This window comes from Streptomyces sp. NPDC007945 (genome assembly GCF_042958885.1).
Classification (GTDB): Bacteria; Actinomycetota; Actinomycetes; order Streptomycetales; family Streptomycetaceae; genus Streptomyces.
This window is the reverse complement of sequence record NZ_JBIBJV010000003.1, coordinates 154,150-170,186: the sequence shown is the minus strand read 5'-3', so window position 1 is coordinate 170,186 and position 16,037 is coordinate 154,150. Positions and strand designations below refer to the sequence as shown.

14 protein-coding genes are annotated in these 16,037 nt (G+C 74.1%); 3 read left to right on the top strand and 11 right to left on the bottom strand.

Going from position 1 to position 16,037, the window contains the following annotated elements; all coding sequences use genetic code 11:
• Positions 1 to 9: 9 nt before the first annotated feature.
• The 6 genes from efeB to ACFZCF_RS11505 form a co-directional block, all read right to left on the bottom strand.
• A complete protein-coding gene (gene efeB, locus ACFZCF_RS11530) occupies positions 10 to 1,326 on the bottom strand; it encodes an iron uptake transporter deferrochelatase/peroxidase subunit (RefSeq protein WP_391286206.1) in 1,317 nt (438 codons plus the stop codon).
• Entirely contained in the window at positions 1,327 to 3,330 is a 2,004-nt protein-coding gene (locus ACFZCF_RS11525; protein ID WP_391286204.1) for a copper resistance protein CopC, read from the bottom strand.
• 21 nt (positions 3,331 to 3,351) lie between these two features.
• Positions 3,352 to 3,804, bottom strand: coding sequence for a copper chaperone PCu(A)C (locus ACFZCF_RS11520; protein WP_391286202.1), 453 nt, complete (start codon positions 3,802 to 3,804; stop codon positions 3,352 to 3,354).
• The gene (locus ACFZCF_RS11515; protein ID WP_391286200.1) at positions 3,801 to 4,535 is read right to left on the bottom strand and encodes an SCO family protein; all 735 of its coding nucleotides are present in this window, start codon (positions 4,533 to 4,535) and stop codon (positions 3,801 to 3,803) included. Before ACFZCF_RS11515 ends, ACFZCF_RS11520 begins: the two co-directional genes overlap by 4 nt.
• Positions 4,536 to 4,663: 128 nt before the next feature.
• A complete protein-coding gene (locus tag ACFZCF_RS11510) occupies positions 4,664 to 5,422 on the bottom strand; it encodes a YcnI family protein (RefSeq protein WP_388442217.1) in 759 nt (252 codons plus the stop codon).
• A 143-nt stretch (positions 5,423 to 5,565) separates the two neighbouring features.
• Positions 5,566 to 6,342, bottom strand: coding sequence for a hypothetical protein (locus tag ACFZCF_RS11505; protein ID WP_391286198.1), 777 nt, complete (start codon positions 6,340 to 6,342; stop codon positions 5,566 to 5,568).
• 549 nt (positions 6,343 to 6,891) lie between these two features.
• Here ACFZCF_RS11505 and ACFZCF_RS11500 point away from each other — a divergent pair.
• Entirely contained in the window at positions 6,892 to 7,341 is a 450-nt protein-coding gene (locus ACFZCF_RS11500) for an ATP-binding protein (protein ID WP_388442211.1), read from the top strand.
• Positions 7,342 to 7,410: 69 nt separating this feature from the next.
• On the opposite strand, the gene ACFZCF_RS11495 is transcribed toward ACFZCF_RS11500, so the two are convergent.
• Positions 7,411 to 8,868 (bottom strand): aminopeptidase P family protein, encoded by a 1,458-nt coding sequence (locus tag ACFZCF_RS11495; protein WP_388442209.1) that lies wholly within the window; start codon positions 8,866 to 8,868, stop codon positions 7,411 to 7,413.
• 104 nt (positions 8,869 to 8,972) lie between these two features.
• On the bottom strand, positions 8,973 to 10,466 hold the full coding sequence (locus tag ACFZCF_RS11490) for a SpoIIE family protein phosphatase (RefSeq protein WP_391286671.1): 1,494 nt from the start codon (positions 10,464 to 10,466) through the stop codon (positions 8,973 to 8,975).
• A 492-nt stretch (positions 10,467 to 10,958) separates the two neighbouring features.
• Between ACFZCF_RS11490 and ACFZCF_RS11485 the strand changes: the two genes are divergently transcribed.
• Positions 10,959 to 11,813, top strand: coding sequence for a bifunctional DNA primase/polymerase (locus ACFZCF_RS11485; RefSeq protein ID WP_388442206.1), 855 nt, complete (start codon positions 10,959 to 10,961; stop codon positions 11,811 to 11,813).
• A gap of 151 nt (positions 11,814 to 11,964) precedes the next feature.
• Positions 11,965 to 12,789, top strand: coding sequence for a hypothetical protein (locus ACFZCF_RS11480; protein WP_388442203.1), 825 nt, complete (start codon positions 11,965 to 11,967; stop codon positions 12,787 to 12,789).
• A 219-nt stretch (positions 12,790 to 13,008) separates the two neighbouring features.
• Here the strand turns inward: ACFZCF_RS11480 and ACFZCF_RS11475 are convergent, their stop codons facing one another.
• From ACFZCF_RS11475 to ACFZCF_RS11465, 3 genes are all read right to left on the bottom strand, one after another.
• Positions 13,009 to 13,986, bottom strand: a complete 978-nt coding sequence (locus tag ACFZCF_RS11475; RefSeq protein WP_388442200.1) for a DUF5926 family protein — start codon at positions 13,984 to 13,986, stop codon at positions 13,009 to 13,011.
• A 369-nt stretch (positions 13,987 to 14,355) separates the two neighbouring features.
• Positions 14,356 to 14,961 (bottom strand): ATP-binding protein, encoded by a 606-nt coding sequence (locus ACFZCF_RS11470; protein ID WP_388442197.1) that lies wholly within the window; start codon positions 14,959 to 14,961, stop codon positions 14,356 to 14,358.
• 77 nt (positions 14,962 to 15,038) lie between these two features.
• Positions 15,039 to 15,878, bottom strand: coding sequence for a glycerophosphodiester phosphodiesterase (locus ACFZCF_RS11465; RefSeq protein WP_388442195.1), 840 nt, complete (start codon positions 15,876 to 15,878; stop codon positions 15,039 to 15,041).
• Between the last annotated feature and the right edge of the window lie 159 nt (positions 15,879 to 16,037).

Sequence of the window (16,037 nt, the reverse complement as noted above, 5' to 3'; positions counted from 1 at the left end):
GGACCGGGGTCAGGACTCCAGCAGTCGCTGGCCGACGTACTCGCCCTCGGCGGCCCCGCCCGGTACGGCGTAGAGACCGCTCGACTCGTGCCGGATGAAGGCCGACAGCGCGTCGCCCCGGTCGAGCTTGCGCTGCACCGGAACGAAGCCGCGCAGCGGGTCGGCCTGCCAGCAGACGAAGAGGAGCCCGGCGTCCGGGGTGCCGTCCGTGCCGATCCCGTCGTGGAAGGAGAAGGGCCGGCGCAGCATCGCCGCGCCGCCGTTCTGTTCGGGGGCGGAGATCCGGGCGTGGGCGTTGCCGGGGATGACCGGCTTGCCGTCGGGGCCGAGCTTGTCCAGGTCCAGCGGAGTGGTCTCCGTGCCGCCCGTGAGCGGCGCCCCGTCCGCCTTCCGGCGGCCGATGACCTGCTCCTGCTTCTCCCGCGTCAGCGTCTCCCAGTCGTCCAGGAGCATCCGGATCCGCCGCACGACCGCGTAGGAGCCGCCGGCCATCCAGTCCTGGGCGCCGGCCGCCCCGGCCGGGACGAAGATCCGCCGGTCGAAGTCGGGGTCGGTGGTCCTCGGATTGTTCGTGCCGTCGACCTGCCCCATCAGGTTCCGGGACGTCATCGGGCGCGCGGTCGCCCCGGCGGAGCGGTTGAAGCCGTTCATCTGCCAGCGGACCCGGGCCGCGTCCCCGGCGTCCTTCTGGAGCGCGCGCAGCGCGTGGAAGGCGACCAGGGCGTCATCCGCCCCGATCTGCACCCACAGGTCGCCCTCGGAGCGCCTGGGGTCGACCGCGTCGGAGGAGAAGGCGGGCAGCGGGTCGAGCTGCGCCGGGCGCCGGGCGGCGAGCCCGGTCCGGTCGAAGAAGGTGCGGCCGAAGCCGAAGGTGACCGTGAGGGAGGACGGTCCCGCGTCCAGCGCGATCCCGGTGTCCTCGGGCGGGGCTTCCCCGGCCATCAGCGTCCGCGCCGTCGCCGACCAGCGCCGCAGCAGCGCGGCGGCCTCCCGGCGCCCGGCACCGGGCGCGAGGTCGAAGGCGACCAGATGGCCCCGCGCCTGCGGCGGGGTGGTGATCCCGGGCTGGTGCCTCCCGTGGAAGCCGACCTCGGTGGCGCCCACGGAGCCGAGGGCGCGGGAGCCGCCCGCGGGCGCGGTGGTGCCGTCCTCCGAGACGGCCGCCGCGATCCCGGCACCGCCGGCGGCGCCGATCACCAGGCCGGCGGCACCCGCCGCGCCGACGGTGCCGAGCAGCCGGCGCCGGGAGATGTCGAGGTGGCCGCTGTCGGTACCGGGGGTGCCTTCGGGCGCGGAGCCGGTCAGGGGAGGGTTGCTCACGGTCATTCAGCCGATCTTGACGTTCTTCTCGATGGTGGTCTGGTCGATCTCGGAGGTGCGGACCGTCACCTGGATCCGCCACTCGCCGGGCAGCGGAAGCTGGACGCCGCTCGCGCTCCAGTGCCCGGTCTGGATCCGGTCCGGGGCGACGGGCAGCGGGCCGACGCCCTTCTCCTCCAGGGTGAGGTTCACCTTGATCTCGGGGACGTCCAGCGGCTTGCCGTTGGGGCGCTCCACGAAGAGGTGCAGGGCGTTGGCGCCGGTGCGGCCGGGGTCGAGGCTGAGCCGGACGACGCCCTTGCCGTCCACGCCGCCGGTGTCGAAGGGGAGGCGGATGTCGACCGGGCGGTCGGGCACCGCGGCCGAGCCGGCCGTGGTCCCGCCGTTCCGGCCGGCCTCCTCCTCGGTGCGGCCGGGTTCGGTGGAGGTGAGGACGGTGGTCACGGCGAGCAGGACGACGGCCACGGCGGCCTCGGTCAGCACCGAGCGGCGCAGGCCGGTCCGCTCGGGGTCCGCGTCCCGCGCCTTCTTCCGCCGGGCGGTGGCCACGGCGGCCCGCTGCCGGGCGAGCTGAGCGGCGCGTTCGGGATCCGGCTCGTCCTCGGGGGCGGTCTCCTCGGCGCCGGTCGCCTCGATGCCGGTCTCCCCGGCGCCGGTCTCCTTCGCGCCCGGCTCCTCCGTGCCCGTCTCCTCTTGGCGGCCCTCCTCCGCGGGCTCCTCCTGAAGGTCCTGCTCAAGCTCCTCTTCCGCGGTCTCCGCCGTCGTCCGTTCCGTCAGGCGGCGGGTCCAGCGGCGGGATATCCAGGCGATGCCGACGAGGACGGCCATCAGGCCGATCTTCACCAGGAGCAGCTGTCCGTACCGGGTGCCGGTGAGGGCGGACCAGGAGCCGACCTGGCGCCAGGACTGGTAGACGCCGGTGGCCACCAGGACGGCGACCGAGACGAAGGCGACCCGGGAGAAGCGCTCGACGGCCGCGCGTTCCACGGAGGGCGCCCGGTAGAGGGCGACGAGCAGGGTGGTGAGGCCGCCGAGCCAGGCGGCGACCGCCAGGAGGTGCAGGATGTCGACCGGCATGGCGATGCCGGGCTGGATGCCGGTGGAGGCGTGCTCGGCGAGTGCCCAGGTGCCGGCGATGCCCGCGGCGACCGCGGTGCCGCCCAGGCCCAGGCCGAAGGCGAGGTCCTTGCGCTCCTTGGGGTCGGTGCGCCGGGCGTACGCGCCGAAGAGGACGGCGACGAAGAGCGCGGCCGCCCCGAGCAGCAGCAGCCGGGAGGTGAGCGCGGCGCCCGTCTTCGTCTGGAGCACGGCCTGGAGCCCCGCGAGGTCGAACACGTCGGCGAGCTTGCCGGAGCCGGTGTACGGGCCGCGGAGCAGCAGCATGACCAGGGTGGCGCCGGTGAGGGTCAGCCAGCCCCGGACCACGGTCCGCTGCACGGGCCGGACGCCGGCGCCGCGCGGCCAGCACAGCAGCACGAACGCGCCGCCGCCGACGAGGACGGCGAAGCCCGCGTACGACAGATAGCGCGCGATCCCGTAGAGGGCGCCGACGACCCCGCCGCCGGCCGACTGCTCGGGCAGCGCGACCGAGGTGGCGGAGGGGGCGCCGATGGAGAAGGTGAAGGCCCCGGCGATGGGGTGGCTGTCGGCGGAGACGGTCTGCCAGGCGACGGTGTAGGTGCCGTCCGGCAGACCGGCCCGCAGGGCCACGCCGTACTTGACGACGGCGCCGCTGCACAGGTCGATGATCTCGCCGGTGTCGGCGCGCCGGCCCGAGGGGTCGAGGACCCGGATCGAGTCGGCGCTCATCGCGACCTGTTCCGAGAAGGTGAGGCCGACCTCCTTGGGGGCGGTGGCGACCACCGCCCCGTCGCCGGGGTCGCTCCCGGTCAGCGCCGCGTGCGCGGAGGCGGGTGCGGCGCCGGCGAGGAGCACGCCCAGAAGCGCGGCCGCGAGGACGAGCAGCCGGGCCAGGGCGGTTCCGAGGCGGGGGGCGGTGGATGTCGTCACTGTGTCACTCCGTCAACGAGCTCAGTGCTGCCGCGGGTTGTGGTTGGTGGCCTCGACGGGCAGCTCGACCGTGATCGGGTCGGCCTTCTCGAAGTGCAGCTCGACGCTGACCTTCTCGCCCTGCTTCGGCTGCTTCTTCAGCTCCATGAACATGAGGTGGTTGCCGCCCCGGGCCAGCTTCAGCTCGCCGTTGGCGGGGATGTCGAAGGACTTCACCGCCTGCATCTTCTGGTTCTTCGTCTCGTGCATCGTGACGTCGTCCGAGAGCGGGCTGGTGACCGAGGTGAGCTTGTCCGCGGTGTCACCGGTGTTCTCGATGGTGAGAAAGCCGCCGGCCATGTCCATCACGGGCTGGGGCATGTACGCGCCGCTGACCTTCAGCTCGGGCTTTCCGCTGTCGGACGAGCACCCGGTGAGCGCGAGCGCGGCGGCGAGCGCCACGGAGGCGGTCAGGGCGGTGGTGCGGCGGGTCACGGGTTCTCCCCCTTGATGATCTTCGGCAGGTCCTTGGCATAGTCGTCGACGGTGGCGTCCTCCCCGTACAGGACGTAGCCCTGGTCGGTGGTGGGGGAGAAGGCGATGACCTGGGCGCCGTGCATGGAGACGACGGTGCCGTCCTTCTCCTTCTTCGGCGGGTCGATGCCGATGCCGATCGAGCGGGCACCGGCCTGGATCGTCGCGAAGTCGCCGGTGAGCCCGGTGAAGGACGGGTCGCCGAAGCCCGGCAGCCACTTGGCCAGCGAGGCGGCCGTGTCCCGCTCGGGGTCGGTGGTGACGAAGACGACCTGGAGCTTGTCCTGGTCGGCCTTGGGGAGCTGCTTCTTGGCGATGGCGATGTTGCTCATCGTCAGCGGGCACACGTCGGGGCAGTTGGTGTAGCCGAAGTAGATGAGCGTCGGCTTGCCCTTGGTGCGCTCGCGCAGGTCGTAGCGCTCGCCCTTGGTGTCGGTGAGCACCAGGTCGGGCTTGGTGAAGGGCCGGTCGAGGACGGTGGCGGCCCGGTTCTTCTCGGTGACGCCCTCGATCACGGCGACCCCGGAGGACGGGGCGTTCTTGCCGTCGTCGCCGCCGAGGCCGACCGCGACGGTGATGCCGAGGGCGGCGACGATCGCGACGGCGGCGATGATCAGCGGGGTGCGCCGCCCGGGGCGGCCTGCGGTGCCGTCTCCGCCGCTCTGCGACGGGGACGTCTTCTCTGTGGACATGGGGTGAGTGTCTTTCGGAGTACGGGAGGTGCGGGTCCGGCCGGGTGTGCCCGGCCCGCCGGGGGTGCCGGGCACACCAGGCGTACCAGGTGTGCCGCGGCGTGCCGGGCAACCGGCCGGGGTGTGCCTCAGGCCGAGCGGCGGCGGCCGGCGAGGACGCCGAAGGCGACGCCGGCGACGCCGACGAGGATGCCGAGGACCCCGAGGACACGGGCCGTGGTGTCGCTGGAGGAGGCGGACGCCGTCTCGGTGTGGGCGCCGGCCCCGTCCTCGTGACCGGCCTTCGCGTCCGCCGCGGCGGAGGCCGAGGCGGTGGGCGTGGCCCCGCCGCCGTGGTGGTCGGCGCCGGCGGCCGAGAGCTTCAGGACCGGGGCCGGGTTCTGCGGCTCCTCGGAGCCCTTCTGCTCCTCGATCCAGCGCACGACCTCGTCGTTGTCGTACGTCTGGATGGCCTTGAGGACGAGCTGGTCGGCGTCCTCCGGCAGCTGGCCGAGGGAGAGCGGGAACTGCTGGAACTGGCCGGGGCCGATCTTCGAGCCGTCCGCGGTCCAGGTGACCTTGGAGACGGCCTCGTTGATCTGCTTGCCGTGCAGCGTCAGCGGCTTGTCCAGCTTGGCCTTGGTGACCTCGGCCTTCCAGCCGGGGACCGGCTGCGGCATGACGGAGGCGAGCGGGTGGTCGAGCGGGAAGCTGACCTCCAGCTTCACGGTGGAGGCGTTGTCGCGCTCGTTCGGGACCTTGATGTTCACGGTCGCGTAGCCGCCCTTGGCGGCCTCGCCCTGGGGCTGCACGCTCACGTGGGCGAAGGCCGTGCCCGACAGCAGGACGACGGAGGCCGCGGCGGTGCCGGCGGCGAGGGCGATGCGGGACAGGTTCGTGGAAGACACGGAAGACACTCCGGCTCGGTGAAGGGGCCCTGGCGGGCCCGCGAGGAAGAAGGCGGTCCGTTCCGGCGGCCGCGGCGCCACGGGTGGACCCGGGCGGAGGGGCGCGGACGGGCGCGGCCCCGCTCCCCCTGGAGCGGACCGCGTCAGGCTGCGAGGACGCAGGCGGCGGCCGGCGGGCCGCGGCGGATCACCGTGTGCTGGAGTGCCCCGGCCACCGGCGGGGGCGGCGAGTCGAGAGCGGTGCGGATCCGGCCCCGGGGGCCGGCCGGGACCAGCGCCGCGAGGCCGGCGAGCAGGGCCCGGACGAGCCGGAGCGCGGCGCGCAGGGAACGTACCGGCACGCTCTCGGCCAGCTCGCCGGCGCGCTGCTCGGAGAGCTCGACGAGCCGGACCAGCGCCAGGTCGCCCCGGCGCAGCAGCCAGCCGGCCACCAGGGCGGCGAGCAGGTGCCCGAGGACCATGGGCAGGCCGGGCAGCAGCGCGTCGGCGGGCGCGGCGGCCCCGTGCGCGCCCGCGTGGGCGGAGGCGGCGGCCGGGTCGATCCCGGCCCGGCTGAGGATTCCGGCGGCGTCGCCGGGGGTGAGGTTGGCCGCGCCCGAGCCGCAGACGAGCTTGGCCGCCATGCGGACGAGCGTGTCGTCGGCCCTGGCGCTCAGCGTGAGCTGCCGCTGTCCGAGGCCGAAGAGGAGGTGGAGCCCGAGCTGTCCGCCCGCCAGGGTGGCGACGACGAAGCCGAGCGAGCGCTCGCGCCCGGTGAGCAGGACCGTGACCCCGAAGACGCCGAGGAAGCCGGCGAGGAGGGTCCACAGGGCGATGCCCGCGCAGGCGGCGAGGGCGTGTCCCAGCGCGGACAGCACGACGCAGACCGCGGTGAACACCGCGGCCCTCAGCAGCCGTGGAGCGAGCGCGGGGGCAGACATGGCGGCCCCATCATCGCACCAGGGCACCCGCCCGCAGGAGGCAGGTCCGCAAGGTCGGCCTTGGGGGTGTTCGGGAGGACATACGCCGGGAGATCCACCGGGAGAAGCACCGGAGGGAGCCTCGGGAGATCCACCGGCGGATGCGCCAGGGACCACCGGGAGTTCCGCCGGGTGATCCACTGGGGGAGCCTCGGGAGGGGCACCAGAGAGAATCCGGAGCCGTGTGCACCCGCGAGGACCTGTGAGGACCCACAGGCGGCCTGCCGAACGAGAACCCGCCGAAGGCCCCGCCGAGGCGGCCGCGGGCACCCCTCGGAGAGGCCTTCGGCTGCGCCCGGACGTGCCGGGACGCGTCCTGACGTGCCAAGACGCACCGGGACGCGCCGCGGTGCCCTGCCCCCGCACAGGCCGGGCCCGGCCGGGGCATACACCGGAGCCCGACCCCCTCGCGTCCGCCGAACGGGCGCTCTTGACGCCACCGGGCGCTTACGGAGCGCCGCGGGCGGCAATAGCTAGGGGTATGTCGAGCCGCTGCCGGGAGGCTGGAGCATGAGCATCTGGTGGTCACTCCATCTGCGGCGCGAGGCCGCGAGCGTGCCGCTCGCCCGGCGCCTGTTCCTCGGCACCATGGAGACGGCCGGGGTCGATCCCGACGTCTCCTACGAGCTGTCGGTCGCCCTGACCGAGGCGTGTGCCAACGCGGTCGAGCACGGTGGCGGTTCCGCCGCGGGCCGGGCCTCGGAGGCGTACCGGGTGACGGCCTTCCTCGACGGCGAGACCTGTCGCATCGAGGTGGCCGACGCGGGGCCGGGTTTCCCCGGCTCGCCGCAGGCGCCCGCCCGGGCGGCCCGGCCGGACGCCGAGAGCGGCCGCGGCCTGCGCCTGATCGAGGAGCTCTCCGACCACGTCCACTTCGGCCGCTCGGGCCGGGGCGGCGCGGTGGTCAGCTTCGACAAGATCCTGAAGTGGAAGGACAGCCCGTCCCTCCTGCTGGCCTGAACCGCGTGCCGGCCGGCCCGAACCGCGTGAAGGGCCCCTGGGAAGGGGCCCTTCACGGTGTGGCGGTGTCTAGCCCTTCAGGCCGGCCATCCACGCCTCGACCTCGTCGGACCGGCGGGGCAGCTGGTCCGAGAGGTTCCGGTTGCCGTCCTCCGTGACGAGGATGTCGTCCTCGATCCGGACGCCGATGCCGCGGTACTCCTCCGGCACGGTCAGGTCGTCGGCCTGGAAGTAGAGCCCCGGCTCGACGGTCAGGCACATGCCCGGCTCCAGGGTGGTGTCGACGTACGCCTCGGTGCGCGCGGCGGCGCAGTCGTGGACGTCCATGCCGAGCATGTGGCCGGTGCCGTGCAGGGTCCAGCGGCGCTGGAGGCCCAGCTCCAGGACGCGCTCGGCCGGGCCCTCGACGAGGCCCCACTCGACGAGCTTCTCGGCGAGCACCCGCTGGGCGGCGTCGTGGAAGTCGCGGTAGGCGGCGCCGGGCTTCACCGCGGCGATGCCCGCCTCCTGCGCCTCGTACACGGCGTCGTAGATCTTGCGCTGGATGTCGGTGTACCGGCCGTTGATCGGCAGGGTGCGGGTGACGTCCGCGGTGTAGAGCTCGGTGGTCTCGACGCCGGCGTCGAGCAGGAGCAGGTCGCCGGAGCGGACGGCGCCGTCGTTGCGGACCCAGTGGAGGGTGCAGGCGTGCGGGCCGGCGGCGGCGATGGTGCCGTAGCCGACGTCGTTGCCCTCGACGCGGGCGCGCAGGAAGAAGGTGCCCTCGATGTAGCGCTCGCTGGTGGCCTCGGCCTTGTCGAGGACCTTCACGACGTCCTCGAAGCCGCGGGCGGTGGCGGCGCAGGCCTTTTCCAGCTCGGCGATCTCGAAGTCGTCCTTGACGAGCCGGGCCTCGGAGAGGAAGACCCGCAGCTCCTCGTCGCGCTCGGCGGTGACCTTGTCGGTGAGGGCGGCCTCGATGCCGGCGTCGTGGCCGCGCACGGCGCGGACCGGGCCGGTGGCCTCGGCGAGGGCGGCGGCCAGCTCGCGGACGTCCTTCGCGGGGAGGCCGAGCAACTGCTCCGCCTCGGCGAGGGAGTGGCGGCGGCCGACCCACAGCTCGCCCATGCCGTCGAGCCAGAACTCGCCGTTCTCGCGGTTGGAGCGGGGCAGCAGGTAGATCGTGGCGTCGTGGCCGGTCGCGGTCGGCTCCAGGACGAGGACGCCGTCGTGGGTCTGGTCGCCGGTGAGGTACGCGTACTCGGTGGAGGCGCGGAAGCTGTACTCCGTGTCGTTCGACCGGGTCTTCAGGTTGCCCGCCGGGATCACCAGGCGCTCGCCGGGGAAGCGGGCGGAGAGCGCGGCGCGCCGGGCGGCGGTCCGCTCGGCCTGCGGGATCGGCGCGAGGCCGGTCAGCTCCGTGTCGGCCCAGCCGGACTTCATGCTCTCGGCGAGCTCGTCGGAAACGCCTGGGTACAGGCCGTTCTTCCGCTGCTTGATCGGCTCCTCGGCCTCGTCCGGGGTCTCCGGCGTGAGCTCTTCGGCCACGGGTCTGCCTCCTCTTGGTACGACACTGAACCCCCTCCATCGTACGGTCGTACGGAAGGGGGCCCAGGGCCGGAAGGCCCGTTACCGAGCGGTCGCCGCCGCGATCAGTCGAAGCGGGCGGCGAGCAGCACCACGTCCTCGCCCTCCACCGCCGGGTCGAGCCCGTCCGGAAGCACGGTCCGCAGGACGTGGTCGGCGATCGCGCCCGGATCGTCCCGGTCCGTCCGGGGGACGCTCGCGGCGGCCGCGTGGAGCCGGGCGAAGGCGCGGTCGATGGGGTCGCCGGTGCGCCGCAGCAGCCCGTCCGTGTACAGCAGCACCGTTTCTCCTGGTGCGGGGGACAGCTCCACGCTGGGTGCCTCCCAGCAGGAGAGCATGCCGAGCGGGGCGGAGAGGGAGGTCTCCACGTACTCGGTGCGGCGCTCGCCGATCAGCAGCGGAGGGGTGTGGCCGGCGCCGGCGAGGACGAGCCGGCGGCGGGCCGGTTCGGCGTAGGCGAAGAGGGCGGTGGCCGAGCGGGCGGGCTCGGTGAGCCGGAGCAGCAGCTCCAGGTCGGAGAGGACGGCGACCGGGTCCTCGCCCTCCATCACCGCGTACGCGCGGAGCGAGGCGCGCAGCCGTCCCATCGCGGCCAGCGCGCTGGGTCCGGTGCCGGAGACGGAGCCGACGGAGAGCCCGAGGGCGCCTTCGGGCAGCGGCAGGGCGTCGTACCAGTCGCCGCCGCCCCGGGGGCCGGTGCCGTGGCGGGCGGCCAGGCGGACGCCGGGGACGCGGGGGAGCCGGCTCGGGAGCAGTTCCTCGGCGATGGTGGAGACCTGGACGCGGGCCCGCTCGACCTGGAGGAGGTGGGCGAGGTGCTCGGTGGCGAAGCGGCCGTAGAGGCCGATGAGGTGGCGCTGTCGGTCGGTGGGGGCGGCGGGCTCGTCGTAGAGCCAGACGCCGGCGCCGAGCCGGCCGGCCTCCTCGGTGGCGAGCGGGAGCGCGTAGCTGGCGGCGTAGCCGAGGCGGGCGGCGACCTCGCGGTGGCGGGGGTCGAGGCCTTCCTCGGTGCGGACGTCGTGGATGGCGATGGGCTCGGGGACGCGGCCCGGATCGGCCGGGTCGGGGAGGCCGTCGAGGAGGCGGCCGTAGCTGGTGGCGCCGCGGGGGACGGTCTCGATGGTGCCGAGGTCGGCGTGGGCGAGGCCGAGGCCGATGGTGGCGGTGGGGCCGAGGCCGTCGGCGGGTTCGAGGACGGCCATGCCGCGGCGGGCGCCGACGAGGGCGGCTCCGGCGCCGAGGAGCTCGTGGAGGGCCTCGGCGAGGGTGGCGGTCCTGATGAGCCGCTCGGTGAGTTCGTGGAGGGTGGTGAGATCGGAGACCCAGCCGGCCAGGCGGTCCGTGATCAGCGCGCCGGGCGCGGGAACCGCGTCCGCGGGGGCCGCGGCGGCGGGGACGCCCGCGAGGGGCGCCTTAGTGTGCGGTGGCGCGGGAACTGTGGAGTCGATTCCGGCCACTTTCGGAAGGTGCTGCTGCAGGTGTTTCGGCAGGTGCGGGGTGCTCATCTCGGTCGGCTTTCCGACCGGTGCGTTTGACGCCATGGCATCGCAAACCCCCATGTCATTTTGCGCCGCTCGATGTCTCCACATGTACACGCACCCGAGGAGCGATGTCCAGCATCGTCCCTGTGGGACTTGTGGTGTCCGCAGGGCGTTCGGCGAGCTCGTGCGCAGGGGTTGAAGTGGGCGCGAACTTGGCTGAAAATTGCCCCCTGCGTGCACCATTTGCGGTCGACTGGCGTCGTTTGAAAGCGCGTCATTCTGAGCGTGCGGGGTACGTAATCGATGACAGGCAGGGGCAGTTGACGACGCCCCGGGATCGAGAAGCGGAATCCTGGCGTCCTACGTGCCACAGGCCGCAGTCCCACCCCGCGTGGCGGGGATCGTTCTGAAACCGGCTTCGACCCGACTGTGACCCGGCCCCGTTCCGGCCGGCCCCGCCCCCGAGCGGGGCGACGCACCGCCGACGCTGTACGCGCTGATACGCACGGTGAAGAGATCCGCACATGGTGTGATGTGGATTCGGCGTTCAACGGAAAGGAACGAGCGCTCATGCGCGAGATCCTCGGAAGGCGACGCAGGCTCCGGTTCCGGCGCAAGGCGAGGACCGCACGGCAGGACGCGGCGGTCACCTTCGCGGTCGAGTGGGACTGGCCCGTGCTGCCGGGAGTGGGCCTGACGGAGCCCGCCGGCAGGGCGAAGACCTTCGTCCGCGGCGGCCTGCGGGCCGTCTCCGGCGCGGGAAGAACGGAGCGGTCCGGCACGGGCCGTGCGGAGAAGCTTGGTGCCGGTGGCGCGGTGGACCGTGCCGAGAAGCTTGGTGCCGGCCGTACGGCCGGGCGGTCCGGGGGTGCGGCGCGGACCGGCGGCGACGGCGGGCCGGTGTGCGCGTGTCCCGATCCGGAGTGCGTGGTCCCCGGCGCCCACCCCTTCGACCCCGGCCTGCTGGCCGCCACCACCGACGAGCGGATGATCCGCTGGTGGTGGACCCGGCGCCCGGACGCCCCCATCCTCCTTGCCACCGGAGGCCGCGCCCCCTGCGCGGTGAGCCTGCCGGCCCCCGCGGGCGCCCGCGCCCTGCGGGAGCTCGACGCGATGGGCATGCGGCTCGGCCCGGTGGTGGCGACGCCGACCCGCTGGTCGATCCTGGTCGCCCCGTACCGCCTCGAACGGCTCGGCGAGCTGCTGTACGCGAAGGACAGCGTGCCCAGCTCGCTGCGGTTCCACGGCGAGGGCGGCTATCTGCTGATGCCGCCGTCCACGGCGGGCACCGGCCGGGTCCACTGGGAGCGGGAGCCGCTCGCCGGCTCGGCCCGCCCCTGGCTGCCGGACGTGGAGGCGGTCGTCGACGCACTGGTCGCGGCGAGCACGGCCACCCCCGGCGGCGGAAGCCGGCTCGCGTACTGACCGTTCACCCGAACGGGTGTGTCCCGGGCCGACGCGTACGGGAATCCGGCGCGCGGCCCGCCGGGCGCCCGTCCGGCGCCGGTAGGTTCGGCCCACCGTCCGTGATCGCTCCCCACGCGGGACCGGTCCCCGAACAGAGCAGGTGGGTCGCATGAGTCGGCTGAGCCCGGCGCACCTCCGCATGGCCGGCCTCGGCACCGCCGTCGCGATCGCCGTCCTCGTCCCGCTGGCCGCCAAGGCGGACCGGCCCGACGGAGCGCCGCCGTCGACGGCCCACGCTCCGGCACTCCCCCCTTCGGGCAGCAGCCGGTCCCCGGCGGGTGACGCCGACTCCGGCGACGTCGAGCCGGGCGCCAAGCCGGGCGCCGAGCCGGGCGATGCCAAGGCTGGGGACGCTCAGTCCGACGGTGCTCAGTCCGACGGTGCTCAGTCCGATGGTGCTCAGTCTGGTGGTGCTCCGGCCGGCGACGCTCAGTTCGGCGGTGTGGCCGGAGGGGTGCTGGGCGAGCTGGGGCTCGGAGGGGAGGAGGGGGAGGGCCGGACCGGCGGGAGCGCCCGGCCCGCCGTCCCGAAGGAGGTGCCGCCGTCGGCGAGCGTCGCCGCCGAGGCCGCCGGGGTGCCCGAGCGGGTCAGCCGCTGCGGCCCCGAAGTCGCCTCGCCCGAGGGTGTCGAGGCGCAGACCTGCGTCCTGTCCGAAGGCCCGGACGTCTGGGGGCGTACCTACTACCGCAACGCCACCGGCCGCGAGATCGACGCGATTGTGACCCTCATGGCGCCCGGCGGGCGGACGGTGCAGGTGCGGTGCGCGGTCCCCGCGCGGGACGAGCCCGGCACCTGCGAGACCCCGAGGGAGCCGGGTACGGGCGCCGCTCGCGCGCATACGGCGGTGGCGGAATTCGCGGCGGGGGAAGAAGGCGGCGAGGCGCCGCTGCTGGTCCGCTCGGGCAGCAACACGGCCGACGACCAAGCGAGTTGAGAGGTCTCCCCGACGCGACGGCGGGGGCGGGCATGGAAACGCCCGGTCGCTGGCGACGGGGGATGCACCAGCGACCGGGCTTCCAGAACGGTAACAAGAGATCTGCGGTTCGCAAATTCGATCTCGGTTATTCGGACAGGGATTTACCCCGCCGTAGGTTCCGCTGTGGCGGAAGTCACCGACTGGTTGGTCTGTCAGTCACCGATACCACGCGGGGTATCAGCTGAGAGTGACCTGACGGTTCGTGAGGCCGCCGCGCGCGCGACGCTCCTCGGCGGTGAGCGGGGTCTCCACGGTGAGCGCCTCGGCCAGTCGCCCGGCGAACTCGGCGGCGGGCTTCTCGCACTGCTCGGCGGTCATCGCCGACGGCAGGTCCCACACCGGGACCATCAGGCCGTGGGCGCGGAAGGAGCCGACGAGGCGGGTGTCCGGGCCGAGCGAGGTGGTGCCGGCGGCCTGGAGGCGGGCGAGCGCGTCGAGGAGCTTCTCCTCCGGGTGCGGCATGACCCAGCGCAGGTGGTTCTTGTCCGGGGTCTCGCACCAGTAGGCGGCGTCCACCGAGGCCAGCTTCTCCGTGGGGATCGCGGCGGCGTTCGCCCGCTCCAGGGAGGCGGCGACCTCGGGGTCGGCGCCGTCCGCCGACTTCGGGATCCAGAACTCGAAGCCGGTGTGGACCTCGGGCTCGAAGGGCGCGTCCGTGTCGAGGAGGTCCTGGAGGCGCGGGCCCTCGGGCTCGACGCGGCGCGGCGGCACCGGGTTGCCGGGCTCGGTCTCCAGCGCGCGCTGGAGGGTGTCGGCGAGGTCGCGGGACAGGTCGCCGGAGGTGCCGTCGTTCTGCAGGGCGAGCAGCACGGAGCCGTCGTCGCGGCGGAGCGCGGGCCAGGCCATCGGCAGGACCGTCGCCAGCGTCACCGACGGGACGCCGTCGGGCAGCCCGCCCTTGAGGGTGAGCGGCACGGTGGCGGCGGGCACCAGCTCGCGCAGCGCGACCAGGTCGCACTCGCCGGGCAGGCCCTCGAAGGGGCGCTGGACGTGCTCGGTCGCGGCGTGCGCGGCGGCCCGGCCGTGGCACGCCTTGTAACGGCGGCCCGAACCGCACGGGCACGGCTCGCGCGCGCCGACGACCGGGATCTCCCCGCTCGTGACCTGTGCCTGGCCGCTCTTGCCGGCCTTCGTCTGGGGGCGCTTCTTGGCCATGGTGTGGCTTTCTCCCGATCGCGGTGCTGTGTCGGGCGCGAGCCTAGCCGTCCCGACGCCGCCGCAAGCTCAGCCGTGCCCTGACCACCCGGCATATCGGCTACGGTGCCGGCCCCGGCGTCGGCCACGGGCTCCGGCGGGCCGGGCGTGCCCCGGACCCGTCACCGTGGACCGGCCGGAAACGCCTCCCACCCCACGCGCTCCGCGCCCGTACGCGGTGCTGCCCTATCCCGCGCGCCGTACGCGGTGCTCCTATGGCCCGCGCCCCGTACGCGGAGCTCCCGCCGAGCGCTCGCCCGAGCGATCCGCCCGAGCGACCACCGGTCCGTCGTCCGTCCGTCGTCCGTCCGGCGTCCGGGACGCGTCGCCTCAGTCCAGGTCGTCGTACGCGTCGAGGAGGTCGAAGCCGGAGCCGCCGGCGCCGACCCGGGCCGCGAAGTCCTCGCGGCGGTGGCCCTCCGTGACGATCACCCAGACCGTGACCTCGCCCGTCGCGCTGTCGCGCACGCCCCAGTCCTGGGCCAGGGCGCCGATGATGTTGAGCCCGCGTCCGCCGCGTGCCGTGACCGAGGGCGTCGACGGGACGGGTCTCGTGGGACCGCCCCCGTCGGTGACCTCGACCGTCAGCCCGCCCGACGGATCGAGCCGCCAGGCCGCCAGGACATCGCCCTCTCCCCGGTCCGCGCGGCCCAGCGGCCTGCCGTGCCGGTAGGCGTTGCTGAGCAGTTCGGACAGGATCAGGACCGCGTCGTCGACGACCGATTCCGACACCCCGCTGCGGTACAGCTCGTCCCGCATCCGGTGTCGCGCTTCCCCCACGCCCGCAGGGCCATGGGGTACGGCCATGCTCGACGACGTGGGCACCTTCTGTGCCACCACCAACGCCACCCCCGAGACCTCCTTCGCCCCACGCCACCGTGTGGATGCCCCGGTGACCACGACCGGAAACCGCCTGTTCCGGGTGGGGTGGAGCACAAGTGACGATCGCGTAGGTGCCGAACGCGCCGGTGCACTCCCCCGGCCGCCCCCGGCGGGGCGTCCGGGGACGTGGTTCAGGTGCGTCCGAGCTGTGTGAGGACGGCCTTGGGCCGGTTGGTGATGATCGCGTCGACGCCGAGGCGCAGGCAGAGTTCGACGTCCTCCGGGTCGTCCACCGTCCAGACGTGGACCTGGTGGCCGGCCTTCTGGAGGCGCAGGATGACGGCCGGATGGTGGCGGACGATCCGGATGGAGGGCCCCGCCACGCGCACGCCCGCGGGGAGGCGCCCGTCGCGCAGCCGGGGGGTGACGAACTGGGTGAGCGAGACGGTCGGGAGCGTCGGCGCGGCGACGCTGATCCGCTGCAGGGAGCGGGCCGAGAAGCTCATGATCCGTACCGGGGACTCCTCGGCCGCCACGGGCGCGTGCAGGCCGAAACGCTTCAGGAGCGCGAGGAGCCGGTCCTCGACCTGGCCCGCCCAGCGGGTGGGGTGCTTGGTCTCGATGGCGAGCTCGACCCGCCGGCCCGCGTCGGAGACCAGCTCCAGGAGCCGCTCCAGGGTGAGGACCGAGGTGTGCTCGGGGTCGCGCCAGTCGGGGAGCTCGGCGGGCTGGCCGGAGTCCTCGCGCTCCTTGAACTTCTTCCAGGCGCCGAAGTCCAGCGCGGAGAGGTCGGCGAGTTCGAGCGTGGAGACGGCCCCGCGGCCGTTGGAGGTACGGTCGACGCGGCGGTCGTGGACGCAGACCAGGTGCCCGTCGGCCGTGAGCCGTACGTCGCACTCCAGGGCGTCGGCGCCGTCCTCGATGGCCTTCACGTAGGCGGCCAGGGTGTGTTCCGGCGCGTCCTCCGAGGCTCCTCGGTGGGCGACGACCTGGACGGGGCCGGGGTGCGGTTGCTGCCGTGCGTGGGTCACCGCGTCATGGTGCCATTGGCGGGGCGGCCGGGGCACACCGAACCTGCCCGTTCTGCCCGGATATAAAGAAGAGGGTGCGTTCGCACAGCTCCGCCTTACCGCGGCCTGACGCCCGGTGGGAAAAGCTGTCCCCAGCACCCTGGAGCGACCGTCACCGTC

What these genes read in the sequence shown, in the direction of transcription:
- efeB (WP_391286206.1), bottom strand. Translation starts at nt 1,326, where the DNA reads ATGACCGTGAGCAACCCTCCCCTGACCGGCTCCGCGCCCGAAGGCACC.
- ACFZCF_RS11515 (WP_391286200.1), bottom strand. Translation starts at nt 4,535, where the DNA reads ATGTCCACAGAGAAGACGTCCCCGTCGCAGAGCGGCGGAGACGGCACC.
- ACFZCF_RS11505 (WP_391286198.1), bottom strand. Translation starts at nt 6,342, where the DNA reads ATGTCTGCCCCCGCGCTCGCTCCACGGCTGCTGAGGGCCGCGGTGTTC.
- ACFZCF_RS11500 (WP_388442211.1), top strand. Translation starts at nt 6,892, where the DNA reads ATGAGCATCTGGTGGTCACTCCATCTGCGGCGCGAGGCCGCGAGCGTG.
- ACFZCF_RS11490 (WP_391286671.1), bottom strand. Translation starts at nt 10,466, where the DNA reads ATGGGGGTTTGCGATGCCATGGCGTCAAACGCACCGGTCGGAAAGCCG.
- ACFZCF_RS11485 (WP_388442206.1), top strand. Translation starts at nt 10,959, where the DNA reads ATGCGCGAGATCCTCGGAAGGCGACGCAGGCTCCGGTTCCGGCGCAAG.
- ACFZCF_RS11480 (WP_388442203.1), top strand. Translation starts at nt 11,965, where the DNA reads ATGAGTCGGCTGAGCCCGGCGCACCTCCGCATGGCCGGCCTCGGCACC.
- ACFZCF_RS11475 (WP_388442200.1), bottom strand. Translation starts at nt 13,986, where the DNA reads ATGGCCAAGAAGCGCCCCCAGACGAAGGCCGGCAAGAGCGGCCAGGCA.